The sequence below is a fragment of the Pseudomonas nitroreducens genome (genome assembly GCF_014204515.1).
In the GTDB taxonomy this organism is placed as follows: Bacteria; Pseudomonadota; Gammaproteobacteria; order Pseudomonadales; family Pseudomonadaceae; genus Pseudomonas; species Pseudomonas nitritireducens_A.
In genome coordinates this window covers 27,178-53,545 of the sequence record NZ_JACHLI010000041.1, presented here as the reverse complement: position 1 = coordinate 53,545, position 26,368 = coordinate 27,178, and the positions used below count along the sequence as shown (strand labels likewise).

Below are 26,368 nucleotides of genomic sequence, written 5' to 3'. Positions count from 1 at the left end.
GGGCCCGCTGCGAAGGGCCATCCCTGGCCCATCGCAGCTCTCGCGACATCCATGTCGCTCAACCCCTGGAACTCCGATCACCTTCGGCCTCCTGAAAGGGGCACTCCGGAGCGTGCGGATGTTTCGCTGGAAGACTTCAAATGCCAGAGCAGGAGCTAGAGCCAGCGGCAATCTGCGAGCGTAGGGCGCATAACCCGGCACGGGTTATCCGCCGTCTGCCTTCCGGCGGATAACGCTGACGCGTTATGCGCCCTACGAAGCTGAGGGCTTTCCCGTTGGCGTAGGAGCGGACCTTGTCCGCGAAATCCACCGCGGCGGACTCCAGGATTTCAGGCGGACAGCGAAGTGAATCGCCCCTACGAATTCCTTCCCGCCACAACGCTCATGCTCCTACCATCCACCCGCCGTGCCGGCAGCGCCTCCGGGTCGAACCCGTCGATGCAGCAGGCATTCACGCTGAGCAACGCCGGATTGCTGCGCCGCTGGTGGTAGACGTAGATGCCGCAGGTCCCGCAGAAATAATGCAGCGCCACCCCAGAGTTCCAGCGATACAGGCGCAAGGCCGAATCGCCGCGGGTGAGGCGGAAGGCATCCTTGGGCACCGTGGCCATCAGGGCATTGCGCTTGCCGCACAGCGAGCAGTCGCAGCGCACCAGTTCATCCAGGTCGGCGTCAAAGACGAAGGCCACCGCGCCGCAGTGGCAGGTGCCGGTGTAGTGCATGGCGAAATCCTCATACGAAGTCTCTGCAGCGTAGACCGCCGAGCAATTCGTGACTTGAGCTCAACTATCCTTTGCCCTTCACCGCGTTTTTCTCACAGGCGGACTTGCGGACAATGCCGCCCATCGCATCCATTGTCCGGAGCCCACTCCATGCCCCTCGCCCTTCTGGCGCTCACCCTCAGCGCCTTCGCCATCGGCACGACGGAGTTCGTCATCGTCGGCCTGATCCCCACCATCGCCGGCGACCTGGGCGTCACCCTGCCCTCCGCCGGCCTGCTGGTCAGCCTCTACGCCCTGAGCGTCGCCATCGGCGCGCCGTTGCTCACCGCCATGACCGGGCGCATCCCGCGCAAGGCATTGCTGGTCGGCCTGATGGCGCTGTTCACCGTCGGCAACCTGGTGGCCTGGCAGGCGCCCAGCTACGAGTCGCTGATCGTCGCGCGCATCCTCACGGGCCTGGCCCACGGGGTGTTCTTCTCGGTCGGCTCGATCATCGCCACCAACCTGGTGAGCAAGGAGAAAGCCGCCAGCGCCATCGCCACCATGTTCAGCGGCATGACCGTGGCTTTCGTCACCGGCATTCCGCTGGGCACCTTCATCGGCCAGCACCTGGGCTGGCGCGTGACCTTCCTGGTGGTCGCCGCCTTCGGCGTGGTCGCCCTGCTCGGCAGCCTGCTGTTCGTGCCGAAGAATATCCAGCACAGCCCGCCGGCGCCGCTGCTGCGCCAGGCCCGCGTGCTGCTGCAGCCGCGTCTGCTGCTGGTCTACGCGATGACGGCGGTGGGCTACGGCGGTTCGCTGATCGCCTTCACCTTCCTCGCGCCGATCCTCCAGGACCTCGCCGGCTTCAGCCCGAACATGGTCGGCGCCGTGCTGCTGGCCTACGGTGTCTCGGTGGCCATCGGCAATATCTGGGGCGGGCGCCTGGCGGATAAACGCGGCCCGGTGAGCGCGCTGAAGATCATCTTCGGCCTGCTGGCTTCGGTACTGCTGGTACTCACCTTAACCGCCGGCAACCCATGGCTGGTGGTGCTGACGGTGCTGGCCTGGGGCGCAGTCGCCTTCGGCAACGTACCGGGCTTGCAGGTCTACGTGGTTCAGCAGGCCGAGCGCGTGGCGCCGGAAGCGGTGGACGTGGCCGCTGGCTTCAACATCGCCGCGTTCAACCTCGGCGTGGCCGGTGGCTCCTGGGCTGGCGGGCTGGTGGTCAGTCATCTGGGCCTGGGCCATACGCCCTGGATCGCCGCCCTGGTCACCCTCGCCGCCTTCGGCCTGACCGTGCTCAGCGGTCGCCTGGATCGCAGCAATTCCATGGAACCGGCCGCCCCCGGCGCGGTTCCCACTCACTGAACGACCACAAGGAGTTATTCCATGAGCGTCCCCGCCTTCGGCCTCGGCACCTTCCGCCTCAAGGGCCAGACCGTCATCGACTCGATCCGCACCGCGCTGGAGCTGGGCTACCGCGCCATCGACACCGCGCAGATCTACGGCAACGAAGCCGAGGTCGGCGAAGCCATCGCCGGCGCCAGGGTCAAGCGTGACGAGCTGTACCTGACCACCAAGATCTGGACCGAGAACTACGCCGCCGACAAGCTGATTCCCAGCCTCAAGGACAGCCTGCACAAGCTGCGCACCGACCGCGTCGAGCTGACCCTGATCCACTGGCCGTCGCCCAAGGGCCAGGTACCGGTCGCCGAGTTCATGGGCGCCCTGGCCGAGGCCAAGGCCCAGGGCCTGACGGGCGAGATCGGCGTGTCCAACTTCACCATCGCGCTGATGCAGGAGGCCATCGCCGCCGTGGGCGCCGGCCAGATCGCCACCAACCAGGTGGAACTGCATCCCTACCTGCAGAACCGCAAGGTCGCGGACTTCGCCAGGAGCCAGGGCATTCACATCACCTCCTACATGACCCTGGGCTACGGCAAGGTGCTGGGCGACGAGGTGATCGTAGAGATCGCCAAACATCACGGCGCCAGCCCGGCGCAGGTCGCGCTGGCCTGGGCGATGCAGCTGGGCTACTCGGTCATCCCGTCCTCGACCAAGCGCGAAAACCTCGAAGGCAACCTGCGCGCAGTCGACCTGCGCCTGACCGATGCCGACATGGCCGCCATCGCAGCGCTGGACCGCAACGAACGCATCACCAGCCCGGAAAGCCTGGCCCCGGCCTGGGATTGATCCGCCGCTGTTCGCCAGCCGCCCCTCGGGGCGGCTTCGCCGTTTGCAAGGAGTCCCCATGAGTAACCACGATTACGCCGCCTGGACCTGGACGCCCGGCGCCGGCCTCGACGGCCTGAGCCTGGCCCGACTGCTGGTGCCCACCCCGGGGCCCGACGAAGTACTGGTGGCCAACACCGCCATCGCCCTCAATCCCGTCGACTGGAAGATGATCGATTGGGGCCGTGACGACTGGCAGCAGGGCCAGGTGCCCGGCGTGGATGGCGTCGGCATCGTCATCGCAGCGGGCAGCGAAGTGAACCTGCGCGCCGGCGCCCGCGTCGCCTACCACCAGGCGCTGCCCCGCGGCGGCAGCTTCGCCGAATACACCCTGCTGCGCGCCCGCGCCGTCTACCCGGTGCCCGATGCGCTGGATGACGCCACGGCCGCCAGCCTGCCCTGCCCCGGCCTCACCGCCTGGCAGGCGCTGGACAAGCTGCCGGCCTGCAGCAACCGCGACGTGCTGGTGACCGGCTCCGGCGGCGCGGTCGGTTACCTGCTGGCGCAACTCGCGCTGCAACGTGGCCTGCGCGTGTGGGTGACGGCCTCGGCCAGGCACCGCGAGCACCTGCTGCAACTGGGCATCGCCGGGGTCTTCGACTACCGCGACGGCCAGTGGTCCCAGCAGCTGCGCGAAGCCCTCGGTCCGCGCCGCCTGCACGGCATCTTCGACACGGTGAGCGGCAACCACGCCGCCAGCCTCGCCCCCCTGCTGGGCTACAACGGCCACCTGGTGTGCATCCAGGATCGCCAGGAAAGCGCCCCGTTGCCGGCCTTCAGCACCGCCATCTCGCTGCACGAAGTGGCGCTCAACAGCATCCATGCCCATGGCGAGTCGCTCGACTGGCAGGAACTGCACCAGGCGGCCGCGGGCCTGCTGCAGGCTGTCGCCGACGGCCAGCTGCAGGCGCCGGCGAAGCGCTTCTTCGACTTCGCCGAGCTGCCCGAAGCACTGCGCCGCTTGAAGTCCGGCGAAGGCAGCGGTAAATGGATCAGTCGCCTGCCGGCGCCGATGGTCATTGCCTGACCGGAACGCTCCAGGTAACGCCGAATCGCCGGCTCGCAGGACGAACACCTCGTAGGATGGCGTGGAGCGCAGCGATACCCATCAATGCCGTGCACCCGCCGCATGGGTATCGCTGCGCTCCACCCATCCTACAAAAATGCCCCCCGGAAAATCCGGCCGAACAAACAGGAGAACAGCATGGATCTGGGTATCAAGGGCCGCTGGGCCGTCGTCTGCGCCGCCAGCAAGGGGCTTGGCCGTGGCTGTGCCCTGGCGCTGGCCCGCGAGGGCGTGAACCTGGCGATCAACGCCCGCGACGTCGACACCCTCGCCGCCACCGCGGCCGAGCTGCGCCAGCTGGGCGTGGAAGTGCGCGAAGTGGCCGGCGACATCAGCCAACCGGACGTGCGCGCCGCGCTGCTGGCCGCCTGCCCGCAGGTGGACATCCTGGTCAACAATGCCGGCGGGCCGCCGCCCGGCGATTTCCGCGACTGGGAGCGCGAAGACTGGCTGCGCGCCCTGGAGCTGAACATGCTCACGCCCATCGAGCTGATCAAGGCCACCCTCGACGGCATGGCCGAGCGCGGCTTCGGGCGCATCGTCAACATCACTTCCGGCTCGGTGAAGGCGCCCATCGCCACCCTCGGCCTGTCCAACGGCGCGCGCAGCGGCCTGACCGGCTTCGTCGCCGGCGTTGCCCGCCAGCCCCAGGTTGCCGGCAACAACGTGACGATCAACGGCCTGCTCCCAGGCTCCTTCGATACCGACCGCCTGCGCAGCGGCTACCACCGCGCAGCGACTCTCAGCGGCCGTGACGAAGCCGAACTGGTAGAGGCCGGCAAACAGGAAATCCCCGCCGGACGCTTCGGCACCGCCGAGGAATTCGGCGCCTTCTGCGCCTTCCTGTGCAGCGCCCAGGCGGGCTACCTGACCGGGCAGAACCTGCTGCTGGATGGCGGGGCCTATCCGGGGACTTACTGACCTCGGCCCCCATCATGCCCCGCACCTGGCGCCTATCTCCCCTACGCATACGCTGACAATCGGCCCAGGCCGCTCCTACAATCCACCCCGCCGCTGCCGAACAGGTCCACCGATGAAAGCCCACTCCGACGAACTCAAGACCTTCGCCACGGTGATCGACTGCGGCTCCATCACTGCCGCCGCCGAACAGCTGGGGCTGACGCCCTCTGCGGTAAGCCGGGCCTTGTCGAAGCTGGAGGAAAAACTCGGCACCACCCTGCTCAACCGCACCACGCGGCGGATGAAGCTGACCGAGGAAGGCGAGTTTTTCCTCGAGAACGCCCGGCACATCCTCGAACAGATGGATGCCCTGGAAGAACGCCTCGCCCTGCGCCAGCAATCCCCGGCCGGACGCCTGCGGATCAACGCCGCCTCGCCCTTCATGCTGCACGCCGTGGTACCGCACATCGGTGCCTTCCGCGAGCAATACCCGGACATCGAACTGCAGCTCAACACCAACGACCTGAATATCGACCTGCTGGAGCAGAGCACCGACATCGCCATCCGCATCGGCCAGCTCGCCGACTCCAGCCTGCACGCCCGCCCGCTGGGCAGCAGCCGGCTGAACCTGCTGGCCGCCCCCGCGTACCTGGAGCGCCACGGCACGCCAGCCAACCTGGAGGAACTGCTGGGCCATTCGCTGCTCGGCTTCACCCAGCCCGAGGCGCTGAACGTCTGGCCGATCCGCCACGCCGGTGGCGACACCCTGACGGTCAACCCTTCGCTGTCGGCTTCCAGCGGCGAAACCCTGCGCCAGCTGGCCATCGGCGCCCAGGGCATCGCCTGCCTCGCCAGCTTCATGACCTGCGACGACATCCGCGCCGGGCGCCTGGTCCGCGTATTGCCGCAGATCACCAGCGAACGGCGCCAGCCGATCCACGCGGTGTACTACCGCAACTCCCAGCTGGCGCTGCGCATCCAGTGCTTCCTCGACTTCATCCAGGAGCGTCTGGCGCAATCGCTGCACGCCACCGGCTGAAGGAAAATTCCCGCAAAGCCGCCGAACCTCGACCACACTGATCAGGGTTCGCCGGCACTGCGCTGCAACGCCGTGCCGCCCGCCAAGACCAGAGGGCCTGGCATGTCCCCCATGCTGCTGTACCTGCGCGCCATCCTCCACCCTGGCCGCGATACCCTGCTGTTCGCCCTGCGCACCGTGCTCGCGGGTCTGCTGACGCTGTACCTGGCGTTCCTGCTGGAGCTCGACCAGCCCAAATGGGCGACCATGACAGTGGTGATCATCAGCACCCCGCTGGCCGGCATGACCCTGCACAAGAGCTTCGCCCTGGTGCTCGGCACCACCATCGGTGCCCTGGTCGCCGTGGCGATCGTGGCGCTGTTCGCCCAGGCGCCGCTGCCCTTCGTCGTCAGCCTGGCGCTGTGGCTGGCGCTCTGCACCGCCGGCGCCACGCTGCTGCGCTTCACTTACTCCCACGCCTTCGTGCTCAGCGGTTTCAGCGCGGTGATAATCGCCCTGCTGGCCCAGCCGATACCCGAGTCCAGCTACGCCCAGGCCATCACCCGCGTCAGCGAAGCCCTGCTGGGCGTGGCCTGCGTGACCCTGGTCAGCCTGTTCCTGGCCCGCCCGCAGAGTGTGGCGCGCGGCTGTTTCGCCAAGGTCGACCGGTTGCTCCGCCTGATCGCCGTGCACGCCGCCGCCGTGATCCGCGGTGACGAGCCGGAGGCGGACTTCCAGCAACGGCAGAAGCATCTGCTGGGCGAGATCGCCGCCCTGGAGATGCTGCGCCGCCACCTGTACTTCGACGCCCCGCACCTGCACGGCGCCAACGCGCTGGTGCAGCAACTGGCCAACCAGCTGATGCTGATGACCTCGCGTCTGGCTCTGCTGCGGCGCCAGCGCAAGCTGCTCGAAGCGCACCGGAGCGGCTCGCTGCCCGAGTCCGTTCGCCCGTTGCGCCAGGACGAGCTGGCCTGCCTGGAGGCACTGGCCGAGTTCGGCTGCGCCCTGCCTGGCAGCGTACGCCGGCGCATCACCCGGTTGCGCCAGCGCTTCGACGCCGCCGCGCGGCAGGCCGGGGAGCTGGCTGACGGTCCGCCCACCTCGCTGCGCTCCCTGTCCTGGGCGCTGCGCTTCGAGCGAGCGCGGCTGATGCAGCAGCTGGACGGGATGATCGAGCTGGGCGAGGCGATCCAGGAGGGCCGCCCCGGCAGCAGTTCCTGCCGGCAGAGCCAGACCCAGGCGCTGCACCTGGATTTCCACCTCGCCGCGATGAACGCCACCCGCGCCTTCGTCGCCCTGTGCTGCGCCGGCTGGCTATGGGTGGAAACCGCCTGGGACGGCGCGCGCGCCGGAATGCTGCTGATCGGTATCCTCTGCGCGCTGCTGGCCACTTTCCCGCGCCCGCTGCTGGCGAGCCTGGCCTACCTGCGCGGGCTGGCCATGGCAGTGGTGGCCGCGGCGCTGCTGCAGTTCCTGCTGCTGCCCAGCGTCGGCGACCTGGAGATGCTCGCGCTGTTCCTCGCCCCGCTGCTCTACGTGATCGCGGTGGGGCTGGCCAACCCGCAGACCGCCGGGATCGGCGTCGGCCTGGGTCTGTCGATCTTCCTGCTGGTCGGTCCGCAGGGCCAGGGCGCCTGGGTCGACACTGCGCTGCAGTGGTTCAAGTTCGCCGGCGGTTATGTGAGTGCCGGCGTGCTGGCCCTGCTGATCTATGCCTGGGTGTTCCCCTTCGATGGCGATGCGCGCCTGCGCCGGCAGTCGCGGCGCACCCGCGCCGAGGTGCGCTCGGTGCTGCTGTCCAAGCCCAGCGAGACGCGCCGCTTGCTCTTCGAGAGCCGCCTGGTCGAGCGCCTGGCGATCCTGCTCGGCCTGCTGCCGGCGGCACGCGATGGGCAGTCCGACGAGCGCTTCCAGTGCAGCCTGGCGAGCATGACTCTGGGCGTGGCGCTGCATCAGCTGCGCCGCGAGAGCCTCGACGCCGAAGGTCTGCCACAAGCCCTTCGGCAGCGCCTGTCGCTGCTGCTCGACGAGCTGGCCGCCTGCCTGGACCAGCCCCCCGCCGCACCGCTGCGCCGCGTGCTGCTGGCCATGGGCGAGCTGGGCAGCGAGCTGGACGACCTGCACAGCCACGGCGACGCCAGGCGCCCGGTACTCGACAGCGCTGCAGCGCTGCTGGTGGCCGCGGACCTGCTTGAGCGCTTCCGCGACCTGTATGGCGAATCCAGCGCCTTCCCCAGCGATCACAGCACGGCCGCGCTGCCTGCCCGCTGATCCCGGCTGGGTCCAGCAGACCCGGAGCTTCCGATGGGCTGGCGGAACTTTCATCACCGCTTCGTCATCAACCCATCGCGTGATTGTCACCCGCCCGGTGCAACATGCCTCCAGCTTCCCGCATTCCGCGCGGACGCCTGCGCACGAGGATGCCCCTTGCCCCGCCTTCGCCTTCCGGCTGCTGCCCTGCTCGCCTGTACCACCCTCGCCCTGGTTGCCTGGCGCTGGCTCCCCTCGCCGCTGGACGAAGTGCCGAGCAGCAGCCTGTTCGCCCAGAACTGGGCCCGCGGCGGCGTGGTCCTGCTGGTTCGCCACATGGAGCGCTGCGACCGCTCCAGCGCTGAATGCCTGGGCGCTGCCGACGGCATCACCGCCCGTGCCGCCGTGCTCGCCAAGGGCATGGGCGAGAGCATCGCCCGCCTCGGCCTCTCCGCCACCGACATCTACAGCAGCCCGGCCAACCGCACCGCGCAGACCGCCGACCTGATGTTCGACCAGCCCATCGCGCGCCAGGACTGGCTGCTCACCTGCAAGGACGGCGACCTCGCCACGCAGATCCGCGAACACAAGGCCGCGCACCGCAACCTGGTGCTGGTCACCCACAGCGAATGCTTCGACCTGCTGCGCGAGAACCTCAAGGTCGGCGAGACCGATACCCCCGAGTACGGCAGCGCCCTGGTGCTGTTCGACGAAAGCCAGCCGCCACTGCGCATCGCCGGCGAAGTCGAGACCGATGAGTGGCGCAACCTGGTAGCCCCGCGCAACCCGAGCTGAAGCCGCTGCCACAACAGCCTGATCTGTGCCATCTTCTTGCGATCGTTCCAAGGAGAGGCTCGATGCCCGCCCTGCTCACCACCCATCCCCTGTTCGCCGCGCCCATCCTGCTGCTGATCGACCTGCTGCTCTGGCGGCTGGTCGGTCCGGCGCATCCGCACTGGCGGTTGGCGGCGCGCCTGCTGTGCTTCCTGCTGTTCAGCCTGCTGCTGTTCAACGCCGGGATGAACCCGCTGCGCGCCGCGCCCTGGCCCGACGACCTGCCCAGCCACATGGTCGCCACCGCCGTGCAGATCTTCTGGTGGCTGTTCGCCGCGCGCTGCCTGACGGTGGTGCTGGGCTTCCTCCTGGTGCAACGCATCGGCCACGGCGGCCGCCTGCTGCAGGACGTGGTCGGCGCGCTGATCTTCCTCATCGCCATCATCGCCGCCGCCGGCTACGTGCTGGAACTGCCGGTGAAGGGCCTGCTGGCCACCTCCGGGGTGGTTGCCATCGTCCTCGGCCTGGCGCTGCAGAGCACCCTGAGCGACGTGTTCTCCGGCATCGTGCTCAACACCACCAAGCCCTACCAGCTGGACGACTGGATTTCCATCGACGGCATCGAGGGCAAGGTCACCGAGATCGACTGGCGCTCCACCTACCTGCAGACCTCCCAGGGCACCCTGGCCGTGGTGCCCAACTCCCTGGCGGCCAAGGCCAAGGTGCTCAACCTGAGCCGCCCGGCCAACCTCTATGGCGTCAGCGTGAGCCTGACGGTCAGCCCGCATATCCGCCCACGCAAGGTGATCGAAGCTCTGGAGCACGCCCTGGGCGGCTGCCGCGCCCTGCTGGCCACGCCGGCACCGGCAGTGAGCGTACGCAAGTCCGCACCCGACGGCGTGGAGTACGAAATGAGCGGCTTCGTCGCCGCCATGGGCGAGAAGCGCGAGGTGCGCAACCAGCTGTTCGACCTCGCCTACCGCCACCTGCAGGCGGCCGGCATCAACCTGCTGGCCGAGGCCGACGCACCGATGCGCGAGAGCGCCTCACGGGCGCGGGCGCTGCTGGTGCGCTCCGGGCTGTTCGACGCGCTGCGGGACGAGGAACGCGACGAACTGGCGACGCGCATGCAGCGCCGGCCGTTCAAGCGCGGCGAAGTGCTGCTGGCCCCGGGCGATGTCAGCGAGCGTCTGCTGATCATCGATTCGGGCGTGGTCAGCGTCACCCTGCCCCACGACAGCCAGACCATCGAGGCCGGCCGTATGGGGCCGGGCGAAGTCTTCGGCGAAGCCGGTGTGCTCAGCGGTGCTGGATGGCAGGCGCAGTTCACCGCCATCAGCGACGGCGCCGCCTACTACATCGACAGGGAAACCCTGGCGCCCTGCATGGAAGCGCGCCAGGAGATCGCCGAGGCCATGGGCCGGCTGCTGGACTTCCGCCAGAAGGCCAGCGCCGCGCTGCTGGTGGAACAACCGACCGTGGTGCAGCAACGCGGGCTGATGGCCTGGATCAAACAGCACGCCGGGCGTCGCTACAAGGCCTGACCCCACGCGGGATCAGGCGCCGACTTCCTGCAAGCAGTCCAGCGGCACCCAGCCGGACTCGCCGCCGCTGCGCACGCACCAGAGCCAGCCGCCCAGCTCGCGACCGCCCTCCAGCCGCTCGCCGACCTCCACATCGAGCTCGCGGGCGGTGTAGTCCTCCATCGCCACCCCGGCGCCCGGCGCGGTCATGTTGAACACCTGCAGCGGAACCCAACCCTGGCGCTGGCCGGGCGTTGCGCAGAAGTACCAGTCCTCCCAGCCCTCGGCGCCTTCGTAGCGTTCACCGACGAACAGCGGCGCGCCCTTGGCGAAGGTGATGGGCGCGGGGTATTCGCTGCGGTGACGTTGAATCACTTCGTAGTGCATGTCGCTCTCCCGGTTCCCTGGACCGATCCATGCTACTCCTCACAACGCGTCGTGGAAGATCAGCCCGAGGGTGAAGCGCTCGCCGGTATGCAGGCGACTGACACCGTGGCGCAGGTTGACCCGGTGATAGCCGCGCACGCCCCGCACTGGCCGCTGGGCCACGGCGAAAACCACGGCGTCACCCTGTTGCAGCGGCACCACGCTCACCCGCGACTGCAGGCGCGGGCGCTGCTCGGTCAGCACCAGCTCGCCGCCGCTGAACTCCTCGCCCGGTCGCGACAGCAGGATCGCCACCTGCAGCGGGAAGGCCAGCTCGCCGTACAGGTCCTGATGCAGGCAGTTGTAGTCGCCAGCGCGGTAGCGCAGCAGCAAGGGCGTCGGCCGCTGCTGGCCGGCAGCGTGGCACTGGGCGAGGAAATCGGCATGGTTTTGCGGGTAGGCGATGCCGGTGTCCATGCGCTGCTGCCAGCTGTTGGCGATGACGCTCAGCGGCGCATAGAAGGCTTCGCGCAACGCCTGCAACAGGCCAGGCAAGGGATAGGCGAAGTAGCGGTACTCGCCCAGGCCGAAGTTGTGCCGGGCCATGACCACGCGACTGCGAAACGGCGCGTCGTGCTCGTAGAGTCCGCGCAGCGCCTCGCACTGATTCTGCTCAAGCAGGCCGGGGATCACGGCGTAGCCATCGATGTCGAGCTGCTCGGCAATGGCAGGCCAATCGAGGGTGCTGAGGTTCTTGGTTGTGGGCATGGGCGTGGGCATGACGACAGTCCCTGATGCGGAACCTCAGTCTAGGATCGCCCCTTCATCCGCCGCACCCCAACCCCGGCTTTCAAACTCCCCACGTAGGAGCAACTGTCTTCTTCTGATCGTTCGTGCCTCGGATTTCCCCTCTCCCCCGCCCTGGCTGCGCGCCCCGCTCCGAAGGGAGAAGGTTAGGGAGAGGGCTGTCCCCGCGCAGAACTTCACGTAGGAGCGGACCTTGTCCGCGAAGTCTCCCGCGGCGGAATCTGCACCCATCAGGGCTCGTCGAGATACAGCGCCCGCTCCAATCGGCAAGTTCCAGCGCACAGGGCCACCTGCCGAACGACGCGGTAGAATCACCGACATCCCCCACACCGAAAACCGCCATGAACCCCGAAGACCCCATCCTGCGCGACATCTCCCGCGTCACCCTGCAGCACTACCAGGAGCGCGCTGAAGCTTTCCGCGAAGGCACCTGGGACCACGATGTCAGCCAGAACATCGCTGCGCTGCTGCGGCACATCCAGGGCGAGGCGCCTTTCGCCCTGCTGGATTTCGGCTGCGGTCCGGGGCGTGATCTCTGTGTCTTCCGCGACATGGGCCACGCACCCGTCGGCCTGGACGGCTGCGCCGACTTCGTCGCCATGGCTCGCCAGGCCAGCGGTGGCGAGGTCTGGCAGCAGGATTTCCTCGCCCTCGACCTGCCCGTGGCGCGCTTTGACGGCATCTACGCCAACGCCAGTCTGTTCCACGTCCCGCGCAGCGAACTGCCGCGCGTTCTGCGCCAGTTGCACGCGACACTCAAACCCGGCGGTGTCCTGTTCAGCTCCAACCCCCGCGGGGACAACCAGGAAGGCTGGAACGCCGGACGCTACGGCTCCTACCACGACCTGGAAAACTGGACCTGCTTGCTGCAGGACGCCGGCTTCCTCGAACTCGAACACTACTACCGCCCCGCTGGCCTGCCACGGGCGCAGCAGCCCTGGCTGGCGAGCGTCTGGCGCAAGGTCTGAGGGGACGGCGGGGGGCAGCATGGGTATCGCAAGCTCCACCCATCCTACGACGAGGCTCCTGTAGGCCCTGCAGAGTGCATTTCGCGAGCAAGCTCGCTCCTACAGGAGCGTAGGGCGCATAGCGCGCCAGCGTTATCCGCTGGGAGGCAAACGGCGGATAACCCGTTCCGGGTTATGCGCCCTACGTTCGCAGATCGCCGTTGACGCTGGCTCTGGCTCTGGCTCTGGCTCTGGCTCTGGCTCTGGCTCTGGCTCTGGCTCTGGCTTTTGAAGTCTTCCAGAAAAACATCCGCGCGCGCCGATGTGCCCCTTTCAGGAGGCCGAAGGTGATCGGAGTTTCAGGGGGAGAGCGGCATGGATGCCGCGCAAGCCGCGACTGGCCAGGGATGGCCTTTCGCGGCGGCCCCCTGAAACTCCGAGGAACCGAGGGTACTTTTCGCGAAGCGAAAAGCCGGATGGCAGGGGCGAAGACCTTTGCCTACTTTGGGTCGTTTGCCAAAGTAGGTCGCCCGAGGGGGCGAAACAAAATCTCCCAGCGCACGCCGAAGCGACGCTGGAACCCTCAACGACAAGCAAGAGCATCGCGGACAAAGTCCGCTCCTACGAAATACGGAAACATCGGCGTCAACCTAATAAGCGCCGGCCCTACCACCCAATCGCGGATATGCCCGCCTCCATCAGGCAAAAAAAAACGGGCCCGAAGGCCCGCTGCTAAACGAGGGTGTTGCTCTCACTATCAATCAGTGCGCAATGCACACCGACTTGATCTCGGTATAGGACTCGACCACCGCACGACCGAACTCGCGGCCCATGCCCGACTGCTTGACGCCGCCGAACGGCATGCTCGGGTCGAGCAGCACGTGGGCGTTGACCCACACGGTGCCGGACTCGATGCGCGGCACCAGGTTCATCGCCTTGGTCAGGTCGTTGGTCCACAGGCTCGCGCCCAGGCCGTACTCGCTGTCGTTGGCCATCTCGATGGCCTGCTCTTCGTCGTCGAATGGCAGCACCGCCAGCACTGGACCGAAGACCTCGTCGCGGGCCACGTTCATCTGCATGGTCACGTCGGCCAGCACGGTGGGCTGCACGTAGAAGCCGCTGCCGGCCACCTGCCCGCCACCGCAGACGATGCGTGCGCCCTGCTCGCCGGCACGGGCGATGTGCTCGAGCACGCTGCGCTGCTGCTTGGCGGAAACCAGCGGGTTGATCTGCGCGGTCGGGTCCATGCCCTCGCCCAGGCTCATGCCGGCGACGGCAGCAGCCAGCTTCTCGACGAACTCGTCATAGCGCGAGCGGTGCACGTAGAAGCGCGAAGCCGCGGCACAGACCTGGCCGTTGTTCAGCAGGCCGCCCAGCAGCGCGCCCTGCACGGCGTTGTCGATGTTGGCATCGGCGAGGATGATCATCGGGTTCTTGCCGCCCAGTTCCAGGGCGAAGTGGGTCATGTTCTGCACCGCTGCCAGGCCGACGCTGCGGCCTACCGCGGTGGAGCCGGTGAAGGAGACCTTGTTGACCAGCTTGTGGCTGGCCAGGCCGCCGCCGATGCGCGGGCCGTCGCCGGTCACCAGGTTGAACACGCCGGCCGGCACGCCGGCCTCGAAGGCCAGTTCGGCCAGGCGCAGGGCGGTCAGCGGGGTTTCCGAGGCGGGCTTGATCACCACGCTGTTGCCGGTGGCCAGGGCCGGGATCAGCTTCCACACGGCGATCATCAGCGGGAAGTTCCACGGCACGATGCCAGCCACCACGCCCAGCGGCTCACGGCGTGTGTAGGCGGTGAACTTGGCGCCCGGCGGCAGCGGGATGGATACGTTCAGGGTCTGGCCTTCGATCTTGGTCGCCCAGCCGGCCATGTAGCGCATGAACTCGACGGTGGCGCCCACATCGAGCATGCGCGAGATGTTGATCGACTTGCCCTGGCTGAGGGTTTCCAGCTGGGCCAGTTCCTCGCCGTTGGCTTCCACCAGGTCGGCGAAGCGCAGCAGGATGCGCTCACGGTCGGCCGGGCGCAGGTCAGCCCAGACGCGGGCCTTGTACGAGGCCTGGGCGGATTTCACCGCGCGGTCGAGCAGGTCGGTGTCGATGTCGGCGACGCTGGAGATCGCCTCGCCGGTGGCCGGGTTCAGCACGTCGGTGCGCGCGCCCTCGGGCACCACCCAGGCGCCATCGATGAAGCAGCCATGCTTGCGCTGCAGGAAGGCCGTGACCTGGGGCAGGATTTCAATGGCGTTCATGGTGTCTCCTGAAGAATCAGCTGAGGATTCAGTGCTGCTGGCTCAGCCAGCAGGTGAGCGCCCGCCGCTCGGCCGCGTCGGCCAGGCCTGCGAAGGGCATGTAGGTTCCCGGCACGGCGGCCTGGGGTTGGCTGACGAAGGCGTCGAGGTTGTCGCGCGACCAGGCCGCGCCCTTGCCCTTCATCGCCTGGGAATAGCTGAAGCCGGCGAGCGAGCCGGCCATGCGGCCGACCACGCCATGCAGGTTGGGGCCCATCATGCCGGGGCCGTCGGCCTTGGCGGTGTGGCAGATCGAGCAATCGCGGGCGAAGACCTGCTCGCCCTGCTGGGCGTCGTTCGCCGGGCAGTCGCCGGCAAAGGCCAGGATCGGTTGCAGCAGCGCGCCGGCCAGCAGCAGGCCGAGGGCGCCGAATCGGAGCTTGGTGCGGAACATCGGGGAATCACCTTCGAGTACAGCTTGCGGCCGGAGGGCGCGCGTCATCGAAGGTGATTGTTGCCAGCGGCGCGCGGGAGGGTCTTTTCCTCTGTGCCAGACGTATTGGCGGGAGTGCCAGGATGGCTCTCGGGTGATGCGGGGATTGGCGGGAATGCCTTCGCGAGCAGGCTCGCTCCTACGAAGAGCGGCTGCGGCGTAACCGGAGGTCTGTAGGAGCGAGCTTGCTCGCGAACCCGCCTGGCGTAGGAGCCGGCAATAAGCAGCATGGGTATCGCTTCGCTACACCCATCCTACGAAGGGTTCAGATGCAGACAGCGGTGCAGGCGAGCATCAACGTAGGATGGCGTGGAGCGCAGCGATACCCATCACTTGCGGCACAAGGCCGCCAGGTATCGCCGTCCACCGGCTGGATCAATTGGCGTAACGCTTGCGGTACTCGCCCGGCGACACGCCGAAGCGACCCTTGAAGGCCGTGGAGAAGTAGCTCGAATCGGAGAAGCCCCAGGCATAGCCCAGCGCCGACAGCTTCTGCTCGAACTGGGCGTTGCGCAGGGTCTCGGCGCAGAAGTCCAGGCGGCGGTTCTTGATGTACTGCGCCACCACCAGGCCCTTCTTGGCGAACATGCGGTACAGGCCGCGCACCGAGATGCCCACCTCGCGGGCGATCAGCTCGGGGCAGAGTTCCTCGGCGCCGATGTGCTGGTCGATGAAGGCGGTGGCCTTGCGGAACATGCGTTCGTGGTTGTCCTGCTCGGCGTCCTGGCAGGCCAGCGCCGGGCGCAGCAGGGTCACCAGGGCATCCAGGGTCGCCTCGCTTTCCAGCATGCCGAGGCTTTCCTGCTGGCTGGTCTCGACGATCAGGCGGTTGGCGAGCACGGCGATCGGCGAGCTGGCCGGGATCTTCGAGGCGCAGGTCACTTCCGACATGCGCAGGCCGCGCTCGATCACCTGGCGCGGCAGGATCAGCGAGAGCTGCCGGGATTCCTCCAGGTAGGTCATGTCGCTGGGCCGGCTGGCGTCGATCAGGCTGATGTCTCCGCGCGACAGCTCCACGCGGTTGTCGCCCTGCTCCAGGCGCGAGCGCCCTTCGAGCTGGAACACCGCGTAATAGTGCCCGCCGGCGCTGGTGCCGACTTCCTTGCTGGTGCGGTACAGATGCACCTGGGCCATATCGACCACGCTCAGCTTGATCGCCCCGCCCTGGTATTCGCGCAACCGTCCATGGAACTGGGGGCCGAGGGTGCGCGCATCGAAACGACCGCACGCCCGGTTGACCTGACCCAGCCACGCCTCGAAAGCGTCATCCCTCAATGTCGATGAAGAATTCATGACCTGCAAAGCCTCACACGCATTGTTTGTTGTTATTCAGCGACGGCCTCATGGACCTGTCGTCATCGTCCGCCGCGGCCCTTCTCAGGAAGGCTCCGTGGTGGTGTTCCCGCTGCGCAGCCGCAGTGCTGCACAGCGAGAGGCATTTTTCACGCCAACTCCCTTCAGTTCAATCCGCCGAACCGCTTGTAGAAGCTTTCCCCGACGTCCGGCAGCGGGCCGTCGGCGGTCTCCAGGTTGCGGTTCAGCCAGTCCTCGGCCTTGGCGTGGATCAGCCGATAGATGTTGCGGCACAGCTGCCGCGCCGCGCGTCCTTCCCAATCGCCCGGCAGCAGTTCGTCGGGCAGTTGTGGATCGCGAAGGAGCAGGCGGCGGTATTCGTGGATCAACAGGGTGCGCGCCAGGAAGCAGTCTTCCGGGCGCAGCTGGTCCTGCTCGCGCAGCGCTTGCCAGAGCGGGCGGAACAGCTGGATGAATTCGCTGTAGTGTTCGCCCAGCTCGTCGATCTTCCAGCTCTCGCGTACCTGCATGCGCATGGCGCGGGAGGCCAGTACGTCCTGGGCGCGGGTTTCGAAGACGATGCAGTCGTCGGCGACTTCCAGATCCTGCAGGGTCGCCACGACATCGCTGCGGTCAGCACGTGGGCAGGCCATGACGGTCGGCGAGAGCGCACCGAAGCCTTGCCATTCCAGCTCCTCGCGGACCTGCTTGCGCTTGTCGGCGGCGATCTGCGAGAGCATCACCAGGGTCCAGGAACCGTCCCAGGCCGGCAGGCTGGAGCTGTAGACACGCTTGAAGGCCTTCTCGAAACGCCGCCGACCGGTGCCGGTCAGGCTGTAGTAGCTGCGCCGGCCGACCTTCTCGGCGGTCAGCCAGTCTTCCTTGGTCAGGCGGAAGATCGAGGTACGGATCAGCCGCTCGTTGATGCCGAAGGGCTCCAGCAGGTTGATCAGGCTGCCCAGCCAGACGGTGCCGCCGTGGGGTTCGATGGCATCGCCATAGAGGGTGATGATCAGCGAACTGGCGCGGATCGGCGTCTGTTCCTGGAAGCGATTGATCAGCTGGTTCAGCGGTGCTAGAGCGGTCATGGCACGTTGCGCAGGCGAAGGAGCGGCGACTATACCTGCCCGCCGCACCGCCTGGCCATTGGAGCGAACCCCAGTACTCATGCGCCCTTTCCTGCCTCTGTCCCTGCCGCTACTTTGGGCCGGAAACCGGAATCGCCCAGGCGCGGACGCTCTGCTTCCAGCTCCGCCAGCGGCTGGCATTCCACCAGGCTGGTGATGCAGCGCTTGGCCAGGGCCTGGTACTCCTCGGTGCCACGGCGCTTCCAGGCGATTTCCTCGTCACTCAGGCTGCGCTTCACGCTGGCCGGCGCGCCCATCACCAGGCTCTGCGGCGGGCAGTCGAATTTGGCCTTGACGAAGGCAGCGGCTGAAACGATCGAGCGCGCGCCGATCTGCGCGTAATCCATCACCACCGCGTTCATGCCCACCAGGGCGTCTTCGCCGATGCGGCAACCATGCAGCACCGCACCATGGCCGATATGGCCGTTGCGCTCGACGACGGTGTCGCTGTCCGGGAACCCGTGCATGACGCAGGTGTCCTGAAGATTCGCGCCTTCTTCGAGGACGATCCGCCCGAAATCGCCGCGCAGCGCCGCCAGCGGACCGACATAGCAGCCGGGGCCGACGATGACGTCGCCGATCAGCACGGCGGTGGGATGGACATAGGCGGTGGGGTGGACCACCGGGCGCACGCCTTCGAGGCTGTAGCAGGGCATCGGGTTCTCCTGCGGCGTTGCCGGCATTCCGGCATCACCGCACAAAGCGATTTGTTCTTTTGCAAATTTTGTATCACATCAATCTGAAAGCCTCCAAACGAATTCTGTCGTATCGCTTCCAGGGAGCGTATCCGGAAGACGAAAAAGTCTTTCAAATCGAGAAAATACGCCACATACAGCGACATCAATGCTTGCCTGATCGTTCGAATTCGTGGCACCGCGAGAAACATTTTAGACACGCGATTCAACTTTCATAGTTGTTTTCTTGTATCGCTTTAGGCCTATACTGCGGGAAAGCCGGAGACGGGCCCTGCCCGCCTCGCATAATTCCAATACAGCCGGCCATGCAGCCGTGCGTGCAGCCTGAGGACGATGTCATGCCTCGCACCCTTGCCGTTCAGATGCCTGAAGCGGGCGTCCGCCTGATCACCCTGCAGCGCCCCGAGGCGCTGAACGCCCTGAACACCGAACTGCTCGGTGAGCTGGCCGCCGAACTCGATGCTGCCGAACAGGACAGCGAAACCCGCGCCGTGGTGCTGACCGGCAGCCGCAAGGCCTTCGCCGCCGGCGCCGATATCAAGGAAATGGCCGAGCGCAATCTGGTCGGCATCCTCAATGACCCGCGCGTCGGCTACTGGCAGCGCATCGCCGCCTTCTCCAAACCGCTGATCGCCGCCGTCAACGGCTTCGCCCTGGGCGGTGGCTGCGAGCTGGCGATGCACGCCGACATCCTCGTCGCTGGCGAAGACGCCCGCTTCGGCCAGCCGGAAATCAACCTCGGCATCATGCCCGGCGCCGGCGGCACCCAGCGCCTGCTGCGCGCCGTGGGCAAGCCGCTGGCGATGCAGATGGTGCTCACCGGCGAGGCCATCGACGCCCGCCACGCCCAGCGCGCCGGCCTGGTCAGCGAAGTCACCCAACCGGAATTCACCGTCGAGCGCGCCCTGCAGATCGCCCGCAGCATCGCCGCCAAGGCGCCGCTGGCCGTGCGTCTGGCCAAGGAGGCGCTACTCAAGGCCCAGGACACCGATCTGGCCAGCGGCCTGCGCTTCGAGCGCCACGCCTTCACCCTGCTGGCCGGCACCGCCGATCGCGACGAGGGCATCCGCGCCTTCCAGGAAAAACGCAAAGCGGCCTACCAAGGCCGCTGAGCTCCCCCTTTCTTTATCCGGCCCAAAGCCTGTCCCATTGATGGAGCCAGTCCGCCCATGAACTTCGAGCACATCCTGTTTTCCATCGAGGACGGCGTCGCCCTCCTCAGCCTGAACCGCCCCGAGCAGCTGAACAGCTTCAACGCCGCCATGCACGGCGAAGTGCGCGAGGCACTCAAGCAGGTCCGGCAGAATCCAGATGCCCGCGTCCTGCTGCTCACCGGCGAAGGCCGCGGCTTCTGCGCAGGGCAGGACCTGTCCGACCGCAACGTCGCCCCGGGCGCAGAAGCGCCGGACCTGGGCCAGTCCATCGAGCAGTTCTACAACCCGCTGATCCGCAGCCTGCGCGACCTGCCGCTGCCGGTCATCTGCGCGGTCAATGGCGTGGCCGCTGGCGCCGGCGCGAACATCCCGCTGGTCTGCGACCTCGTACTCGCTGCGCGTTCGGCCAGCTTCATCCAGGCCTTCTGCAAGATCGGCCTGATCCCCGATTCCGGCGGCACCTGGACGCTGCCGCGGCTGGTGGGCATGGCCCGCGCCAAGGCGCTCGCCCTGCTGGGCAATCGCCTGACGGCCGAGCAGGCCGAGCAATGGGGCCTGATCTACCAGGTGGTGGACGACGCCAACCTGCGCGAAGAAGCCCTCAAGCTCGCCCGCCACCTCGCCACCCAGCCGACCTACGGCCTGGCGCTGATCAAGCGCAGCCTCAACGCCAGCCTGAACAACAGCTTTGACGAACAGCTGGAGCTGGAACGCGACCTGCAGCGTCTGGCCGGCCGCAGCGAGGACTACCGCGAGGGCGTGTCCGCCTTCATGGAAAAACGCACTCCCAGCTTCAAGGGTCGCTGATCGATGAGCGCACTTTCGAAAGACGCAAAAGTCGCGGTGATCGGCGCCGGCGCCATGGGCGCAGGCATCGCCCAGGTCGCCGCGCAAGCCGGCCACCTGGTGAAGCTCTATGACAACCGCCCCGGCGCCGCCGCCCAGGCCATCGACGGCATCGACCGCCAGCTGGGCCGCGTGGTGGAGAAAGGCAAGCTGAGCGCCGAAGAGCGCTCCGCCATCGTCGCCCGCCTGCAACCGGTGGAAGCCATCGAGGCGCTGGGCGATTCGAAGCTGGTGATCGAGGCCATCGTCGAAAACCTCGAGGTCAAGCGCGGCCTGTTCCAGCAGCTGGAAGCGCTCTGCGCTAACGACTGCATCCTCGCCAGCAACACCTCCTCGCTGTCCATCACCAGTCTCGCCGCCGGCCTGAAGCGCCCGCAGCAGGTGGTCGGCATGCACTTCTTCAACCCGGCGCCACTGATGGCGCTGGTGGAGATCGTCTCCGGCCTTGCCACCGATCCGGCGCTGGCCGACAGCCTGTACGCCACCTCAGTGGCCTGGGGCAAGAAGCCGGTCCACACCAAATCCACGCCCGGCTTCATCGTCAACCGCGTGGCGCGCCCCTTCTACGCCGAAAGCCTGCGCCTGCTGCAGGAAGGCGCGGCCGACTGCGCCACCCTGGATGCGTTGCTGCGCGATGCCGGCGGCTTCCGCATGGGCGCCTTCGAGCTGACCGACCTGATCGGCCATGACGTCAACTACGCCGTGACCTGCTCGGTATTCGCCGCCTACTACGGCGACTTCCGCTTCCAGCCCTCGCTGATTCAGAAGGAACTGGTGGACGCCGGCCACCTCGGCCGCAAGAGCGGTCGAGGCTTCTATAACTACGCCGAAGGCGCCGAGCGCCCGCAGCCGTCGAGCCTGGGCAGCAGCACCAACGTCACCTCCTGCGTAGTGGAAGGCGACCTGGGCACCGCCCAACCGCTGGTGCAGCGCTTGAAGGAAGCCGGCATCGAGATCACCCAGCGCGCCGGCACTGGCCTGCTGCGTGTGGGGGATGCGGTCATCGCCCTTTCCGATGGCCGTCTCGCCAGCCAGCGTGCGAAGGAAGATGGCCTACGCAACCTGGTGCTGATCGACCTCGCCCTGGATTACACCAAGGCTGCGCGCCTGGGCATTTCCTGCTCGGCGGACACCGCTCCCGCAGCACTCGACCAGGCCGTCGCCCTGCTGGCCAAGGCCGGCATCATCGCCAGCCGACTGAGCGATACGCCCGGCCTCGCCGTGCTGCGTACCGTCGCCATGCTCGCCAACGAAGGGGCCGACGCGGTGCTCCAAGGCGTCGGCAGCGCCGCTGACATCGACCTCGCCATGCGTGCCGGGGTGAACTACCCGCAGGGCCCGCTGGCCTGGGCCGGGCAGATCGGCATCGGCAACGTGCTGCGCGTGCTGGACAACCTCCAGGCTGCCTACGGCGAGGACCGCTACCGCCCGTCCCTGCTACTGCGCCGCCTGCATGCCGAAGGGAGAAGCCTCAATGACTGACGCCACCCAACTGGCCCGCGACTGCGCCGAAAGCATGTACGAGCGCGACCAGGCCACCCGGCGCATGGGCATCCAGCTGCTGGATGCCGGCCCGGGCAGCGCCAAGCTGTCGATGCGCGTGCGCGAGGACATGATCCAGGGGCACGGCACCTGCCACGGCGGCTACCTGTTCGCCCTCGCCGACTCGGCGTTCGCCTTCGCCTGCAACAGCTACAACGACGCCACCGTCGCCATCGGCTGCAGCATCGACTACGTGGCGCCGGCCCGTGAAGGCGACGAGCTGATCGCCAGCGCCTTTGAGCAGAGCCGCAGCGGCCGCACCGGCAACTACGACGTGCGCATCGAGAATTCCCAGGGCCAGCTGATCGCCCTGTTCCACGGCAAATCCTACAAAGTGCGCGGCACCGTGCTGGCGCAGGAGACCTCCGAATGAGCGATATGACCGACGCCCTGATCATCGACGCCGTGCGCACGCCCATTGGCCGCTACGCCGGCGCCCTGTCCGGCGTACGTGCCGACGACCTCGCCGCCATCCCGATGAAGGCCTTGATGCAACGCCACCCCGAGCTGGACTGGAGCGCCATCGACGACGTGATCTTCGGCTGCGCCAACCAGGCCGGCGAAGACAACCGCAACGTCGCGCACATGGCCTCGCTGCTGGCCGGCCTGCCGACCAGCGTGCCCGGCACCACCCTGAACCGCCTGTGCGGCTCGGGCCTGGATGCCGTGGGCAGTGCCGCGCGTGCCTTGCGCTGCAACGAAGCCGGGCTGATGCTGGCCGGGGGCGTGGAATCCATGTCCCGCGCCCCCTTTGTCATGGGCAAGTCCGAGCAGGCCTTCGGCCGCAGCGCGGAAATCTTCGACACCACCATCGGCTGGCGCTTCGTCAACAAACTGATGAAGCAGCAGTTCGGCATCGATTCCATGCCCGAGACGGCGGAGAACGTTGCCGAGCAGTTCAACATCAGCCGCGCCGACCAGGACGCCTTCGCCCTGCGCAGCCAGCACAAGGCCGCCGCCGCGCAAGCCAACGGCCGCCTGGCGAAGGAAATCGTCCCGGTAGAAATTCCCCAGCGCAAAGGTCCGGCCAAGGTCGTCGAGCAGGATGAACATCCGCGCGGCGACACCACCCTGGAACAACTGGCCAAGCTCGGCACGCCGTTCCGCGAAGGGGGCAGCGTCACTGCCGGCAACGCCTCGGGCGTCAACGACGGCGCCTGCGCCCTGCTGCTGGCGACCCCGGCTGCCGCCGCGCGCCATGGCCTGAAGGCCCGCGCCCGCGTGGTGGCCATGGCCACCGCTGGCGTCGAGCCGCGGATCATGGGTATCGGCCCGGTGCCGGCGACCCGCAAGGTACTGGAGCTGGCCGGCCTGTCGCTGAACGAGATGGACGTGATCGAGCTGAACGAAGCCTTCGCCGCCCAGGGCCTGGCCGTGCTGCGCGAGCTGGGCCTGAAGGACGACGACGCACGGGTGAACCCCAACGGCGGCGCCATCGCCCTCGGCCACCCGCTGGGCATGAGCGGTGCGCGCCTGGTCACCACCGCCCTGCACGAACTGGAGGAGCGCGGTGGTCGCTACGCCCTCTGCACCATGTGCATCGGCGTCGGTCAGGGCATCGCCCTGATCATCGAGCGGATCTGATCCACAGGGGGCGTCGAACCCCGCGCCGCCAGTCGCCGAAGCCTGCCGACTGGCAGACAGAGCAAAGTCTCTGGCAGGGGTTCGAATCCACCCGCGAACGGGGGCGGTATGCTGCTCCCATGACACTCGCAGCCCTCACCGGCTGGCGTACAAGAACAAATCGAGTGAACCCATGAACATGTACCATGATGCCGAACGTGCCCTGCTTGACCCGATGGAAACCGCCAGTGTCGACGAGCTGCGCCAGCACCAGCTGGAGCGCCTGCGCTGGAGCCTCAAGCACGCCCATGACAACGTCCCGCTGTACCAGAAACGCTTCGCCGAGGCCGGCGTACACCCGGACGACCTGACCTCCCTGGACGATCTCGCCAAATTCCCCTTCACCGGCAAGAACGACCTGCGCGACAACTACCCCTACGGCATGTTCGCCGTGCCGCAGAACGAGATCGTGCGCCTGCACGCCTCCAGCGGCACCACCGGCAAACCCACCGTGGTCGGCTACACGCAGAACGACATCGACACCTGGGCCAACGTGGTCGCGCGCTCCATCCGCGCCGCCGGCGGCCGCAAGGGCGACAAGGTGCACGTGTCCTACGGCTACGGCCTGTTCACCGGCGGCCTGGGCGCGCACTACGGCGCCGAACGCCTGGGCTGCACCGTGATCCCGATGTCCGGCGGCCAGACCGAGAAGCAGGTCCAGCTGATCCGCGACTTCCAGCCGGACATCATCATGGTCACGCCGTCCTACATGCTCAACATCGCCGACGAGATCGAGCGCCAGGGCATCGACCCGCACAGCCTCAAGCTGCGCCTGGGCATCTTCGGCGCCGAGCCGTGGACCGCCGAGCTGCGCCGCGCCGTCGAGGAACGCATGGGCATCACCGCCCTGGACATCTACGGCCTCTCGGAAATCATGGGCCCGGGCGTGGCCATGGAATGCGCCGAGACCAAGGACGGCCCGACCGTCTGGGAAGACCACTTCTACCCCGAGATCATCGACCCGGCCACCGGCGCCGTGCTGCCTGACGGCCAATACGGTGAGCTGGTGTTCACCTCGCTGTCCAAGGAAGCGCTGCCGATGATCCGCTACCGCACCCGCGACCTGACCCGCCTGCTGCCGGGCACCGCGCGGCCGATGCGGCGCATCGACAAGATCACCGGGCGCAGCGACGACATGCTGATCATCCGCGGCGTCAACGTCTTCCCGACCCAGGTCGAGGAACAGGTGCTGAAGATCCGCCAGCTCGCCGAGTGCTACGAGATCCACCTGCACCGCACCGGCAACCTCGACAGCATCGACGTGCACGTCGAACTGCGCCACGACCAGCACGGCCTCTCGGCGGACCAGCAGAAAGCCATCGGCAACGAACTGGGCAAGCAGATCAAGACCCACATCGGCGTCAGCGCCCGCGTGCTCGTGCAGCCTTCGCACAGCCTCAAGCGTTCCGAGGGCAAGGCCTGCCACGTTTATGACAATCGGCCCAAGGGCTGAGTCTTCGCATGATTGAAAAGCCCCGCCTCGGCGGGGCTTTTCTTTTTAACGCCGGCCCTGCCGGCGAATCGCGGAGAAGCTCCGCTCCTACAAGAGCCGCACCGGCATTCCCCGTAGGAGCGGACCTTGTCCGCGAAATCCAACGCGGATGACGCCTGTCAGGTAGGAAGACACACCTGCAGTGCGCCTGCTCAGCGAACGGCGCTCCACCCACGTTTCGGCGCCGACGGAGAACGATCGCGGACAAAGTCCGCTCCTACGCTATCCCGTCCTTCCGTGGGGGAGCGGGCGTTGTCCGCGATCCGTCGGCAGGGCCAGCGCAGGTTCGCGAGCAAGCTCGCTCCTACAGTTCCCTGGACCTCTGTTCGCACCCACGGAATCTCCGTCACACACGACCATCCGTCGCCCCGCCACCCTTCCCTGTCGATCACCCAGCCCGCCCTTCGACTATTCCTCAAAGGCAGGCGGCATCCGGCCGTCGGCCCAATCTCAGGAGATGAACGATGAACTATGTCGATGGCTTCCTCGTACCGGTCCCCACCGCCCGCCGCGAGCGCTATATCGAGGTGGCGCGCAAGGCCGCGGCCATGTTCAAGGAATTCGGCGCGCTGGGCGTCGTCGAGTGCTGGGGCGACGACGTGCCCGAAGGCAAGGTGACCTCTTTCCCCATGGCGGTGAAGCTCAAGGAAGACGAAACCGTGGTGTTCTCCTGGATCACCTGGCCGAGCAAGCAGGCGCGGGACGCCGGCATGAAGAAGTTCATGGAAGACCCGCGGATGAAGAGCGAATTCACCGACATGCCCTTCGACGGCCAGCGCATGATCTTCGGCGGCTTCCAGGCCATCGTCGAAGCCTGAGCCAACGCCTCGCCAACAGTTCGCGGACGAAGGCCGCTCCTGCGCACTCGAACCCCGCGCAGGAGCGGGCAGTTACGGGATGCGCCTGTTCGTGAGCAAGCTCGTGCCGGGAAAGTCGCAGCTCAGATGGGCTTGTCGATGCCGTCGTAGACTTTCTGCAGCGCATCCAGGCGTTCCTGGTAACGCTGCCTGAGGCAGGCCTTGTTGGCGCCGCAGGCGCGGCGCTGTTCCAGCCAGGCGAGCTGCGAGTCACCCAGGTTGCCGCGCATGCCCATGGCGAACAGGCCGCGCAGCAGGCGATAGGTGGTGGCCACCTGCACATCCAGCTCGGACAGCTGGCGATCAGCGCAGATGGCCTTTTCGTCTGCCTGCCTGGCCTTCTTGCAGTCGAAGCTGGCCGCAGAGGCCGGCAGCGCAGTGAAACCCCATGCGCAGGCAGCGCCCAGGATCACCGCGCGAAGCAC

General features: G+C 67.3%; 25 protein-coding genes. 16 read left to right on the top strand and 9 right to left on the bottom strand.

The window, feature by feature from the left end:
• Positions 1-356: 356 nt before the first annotated feature.
• The gene (locus HNP46_RS31755; RefSeq protein ID WP_184597101.1) at positions 357-722 is read right to left on the bottom strand and encodes a GFA family protein; all 366 of its coding nucleotides are present in this window, start codon (positions 720-722) and stop codon (positions 357-359) included.
• Positions 723-872: 150 nt separating this feature from the next.
• Here HNP46_RS31755 and HNP46_RS31750 point away from each other — a divergent pair, with 150 nt between their 5' ends.
• From HNP46_RS31750 to HNP46_RS31715, 8 genes are all read left to right on the top strand, one after another.
• Positions 873-2,072 (top strand): MFS transporter, encoded by a 1,200-nt coding sequence (locus tag HNP46_RS31750; protein WP_184597098.1) that lies wholly within the window; start codon positions 873-875, stop codon positions 2,070-2,072.
• Between the two features lie 21 nt (positions 2,073-2,093).
• The gene (dkgB, locus tag HNP46_RS31745) at positions 2,094-2,897 is read left to right on the top strand and encodes a 2,5-didehydrogluconate reductase DkgB (RefSeq protein ID WP_184597096.1); all 804 of its coding nucleotides are present in this window, start codon (positions 2,094-2,096) and stop codon (positions 2,895-2,897) included.
• 58 nt (positions 2,898-2,955) lie between these two features.
• Complete coding sequence (locus tag HNP46_RS31740; RefSeq protein WP_184597094.1) at positions 2,956-3,963, top strand: zinc-binding dehydrogenase; 1,008 nt, start codon at positions 2,956-2,958, stop codon at positions 3,961-3,963.
• Positions 3,964-4,140: 177 nt separating this feature from the next.
• The gene (locus tag HNP46_RS31735; RefSeq protein WP_184597092.1) at positions 4,141-4,923 is read left to right on the top strand and encodes an SDR family oxidoreductase; all 783 of its coding nucleotides are present in this window, start codon (positions 4,141-4,143) and stop codon (positions 4,921-4,923) included.
• A 112-nt stretch (positions 4,924-5,035) separates the two neighbouring features.
• Entirely contained in the window at positions 5,036-5,941 is a 906-nt protein-coding gene (locus HNP46_RS31730) for a LysR family transcriptional regulator (protein WP_184597088.1), read from the top strand.
• A 102-nt stretch (positions 5,942-6,043) separates the two neighbouring features.
• Complete coding sequence (locus HNP46_RS31725) at positions 6,044-8,194, top strand: FUSC family protein (RefSeq protein WP_184597085.1); 2,151 nt, start codon at positions 6,044-6,046, stop codon at positions 8,192-8,194.
• Between the two features lie 156 nt (positions 8,195-8,350).
• The gene (locus HNP46_RS31720) at positions 8,351-8,968 is read left to right on the top strand and encodes a histidine phosphatase family protein (RefSeq protein ID WP_184597082.1); all 618 of its coding nucleotides are present in this window, start codon (positions 8,351-8,353) and stop codon (positions 8,966-8,968) included.
• 62 nt (positions 8,969-9,030) lie between these two features.
• Positions 9,031-10,491: a mechanosensitive ion channel domain-containing protein gene (locus HNP46_RS31715; protein WP_184597080.1), complete on the top strand. Its 1,461-nt coding sequence runs from the start codon at positions 9,031-9,033 to the stop codon at positions 10,489-10,491.
• A gap of 12 nt (positions 10,492-10,503) precedes the next feature.
• Here the strand turns inward: HNP46_RS31715 and HNP46_RS31710 are convergent, their stop codons facing one another.
• Together HNP46_RS31710 and HNP46_RS31705 are read right to left on the bottom strand one after the other, a co-directional pair.
• Positions 10,504-10,857: an SH3 domain-containing protein gene (locus tag HNP46_RS31710; RefSeq protein ID WP_184597078.1), complete on the bottom strand. Its 354-nt coding sequence runs from the start codon at positions 10,855-10,857 to the stop codon at positions 10,504-10,506.
• 39 nt (positions 10,858-10,896) lie between these two features.
• Entirely contained in the window at positions 10,897-11,604 is a 708-nt protein-coding gene (locus HNP46_RS31705; RefSeq protein WP_260403319.1) for a 2OG-Fe(II) oxygenase, read from the bottom strand.
• Between the two features lie 380 nt (positions 11,605-11,984).
• Between HNP46_RS31705 and HNP46_RS31700 the strand changes: the two genes are divergently transcribed.
• Positions 11,985-12,611, top strand: a complete 627-nt coding sequence (locus HNP46_RS31700; protein ID WP_184597074.1) for a class I SAM-dependent methyltransferase — start codon at positions 11,985-11,987, stop codon at positions 12,609-12,611.
• Positions 12,612-13,351: 740 nt separating this feature from the next.
• Here HNP46_RS31700 and HNP46_RS31695 read toward each other — a convergent pair.
• From HNP46_RS31695 to paaY, 5 genes are all read right to left on the bottom strand, one after another.
• Positions 13,352-14,842 carry an aldehyde dehydrogenase family protein gene (locus HNP46_RS31695; protein WP_184597072.1) on the bottom strand — a complete coding sequence of 497 codons (1,491 nt, stop codon included), beginning with the start codon at positions 14,840-14,842 and terminating at the stop codon, positions 13,352-13,354.
• Positions 14,843-14,870: 28 nt separating this feature from the next.
• Positions 14,871-15,275: a c-type cytochrome gene (locus tag HNP46_RS31690; RefSeq protein ID WP_184597070.1), complete on the bottom strand. Its 405-nt coding sequence runs from the start codon at positions 15,273-15,275 to the stop codon at positions 14,871-14,873.
• Positions 15,276-15,689: 414 nt separating this feature from the next.
• The gene (feaR, locus tag HNP46_RS31685) at positions 15,690-16,607 is read right to left on the bottom strand and encodes a transcriptional regulator FeaR (RefSeq protein ID WP_184597068.1); all 918 of its coding nucleotides are present in this window, start codon (positions 16,605-16,607) and stop codon (positions 15,690-15,692) included.
• 164 nt (positions 16,608-16,771) lie between these two features.
• Positions 16,772-17,695: a phenylacetic acid degradation operon negative regulatory protein PaaX gene (gene paaX, locus HNP46_RS31680; RefSeq protein ID WP_184597103.1), complete on the bottom strand. Its 924-nt coding sequence runs from the start codon at positions 17,693-17,695 to the stop codon at positions 16,772-16,774.
• Positions 17,696-17,772: 77 nt separating this feature from the next.
• Complete coding sequence (paaY, locus tag HNP46_RS31675; RefSeq protein ID WP_184597066.1) at positions 17,773-18,390, bottom strand: phenylacetic acid degradation protein PaaY; 618 nt, start codon at positions 18,388-18,390, stop codon at positions 17,773-17,775.
• A 377-nt stretch (positions 18,391-18,767) separates the two neighbouring features.
• Between paaY and paaF the strand changes: the two genes are divergently transcribed.
• The 7 genes from paaF (at position 18,768) to HNP46_RS31640 (ending at position 25,904) form a co-directional block, all read left to right on the top strand.
• Positions 18,768-19,541 (top strand): 2,3-dehydroadipyl-CoA hydratase PaaF, encoded by a 774-nt coding sequence (gene paaF, locus HNP46_RS31670; protein ID WP_184597065.1) that lies wholly within the window; start codon positions 18,768-18,770, stop codon positions 19,539-19,541.
• A 57-nt stretch (positions 19,542-19,598) separates the two neighbouring features.
• Positions 19,599-20,390, top strand: a complete 792-nt coding sequence (gene paaG / locus HNP46_RS31665; protein ID WP_184597063.1) for a 2-(1,2-epoxy-1,2-dihydrophenyl)acetyl-CoA isomerase PaaG — start codon at positions 19,599-19,601, stop codon at positions 20,388-20,390.
• Positions 20,391-20,393: 3 nt separating this feature from the next.
• Positions 20,394-21,911 (top strand): 3-hydroxyacyl-CoA dehydrogenase PaaH, encoded by a 1,518-nt coding sequence (paaH, locus tag HNP46_RS31660; protein ID WP_184597061.1) that lies wholly within the window; start codon positions 20,394-20,396, stop codon positions 21,909-21,911.
• Positions 21,904-22,344, top strand: coding sequence for a hydroxyphenylacetyl-CoA thioesterase PaaI (gene paaI / locus HNP46_RS31655; protein ID WP_184597059.1), 441 nt, complete (start codon positions 21,904-21,906; stop codon positions 22,342-22,344). The genes paaH and paaI overlap by 8 nt, the downstream gene beginning before the upstream one ends.
• 5 nt (positions 22,345-22,349) lie before the next feature.
• Positions 22,350-23,555: a 3-oxoadipyl-CoA thiolase gene (gene pcaF / locus HNP46_RS31650; RefSeq protein ID WP_221455188.1), complete on the top strand. Its 1,206-nt coding sequence runs from the start codon at positions 22,350-22,352 to the stop codon at positions 23,553-23,555.
• Between the two features lie 172 nt (positions 23,556-23,727).
• Entirely contained in the window at positions 23,728-25,047 is a 1,320-nt protein-coding gene (gene paaK / locus HNP46_RS31645) for a phenylacetate--CoA ligase PaaK (protein WP_184597055.1), read from the top strand.
• Between the two features lie 503 nt (positions 25,048-25,550).
• Entirely contained in the window at positions 25,551-25,904 is a 354-nt protein-coding gene (locus HNP46_RS31640; protein WP_184597053.1) for a DUF1428 domain-containing protein, read from the top strand.
• Between the two features lie 122 nt (positions 25,905-26,026).
• Here the strand turns inward: HNP46_RS31640 and HNP46_RS31635 are convergent, their stop codons facing one another.
• Positions 26,027-26,368 (bottom strand): lysozyme inhibitor LprI family protein, encoded by a 342-nt coding sequence (locus HNP46_RS31635; RefSeq protein ID WP_409372478.1) that lies wholly within the window; start codon positions 26,366-26,368, stop codon positions 26,027-26,029.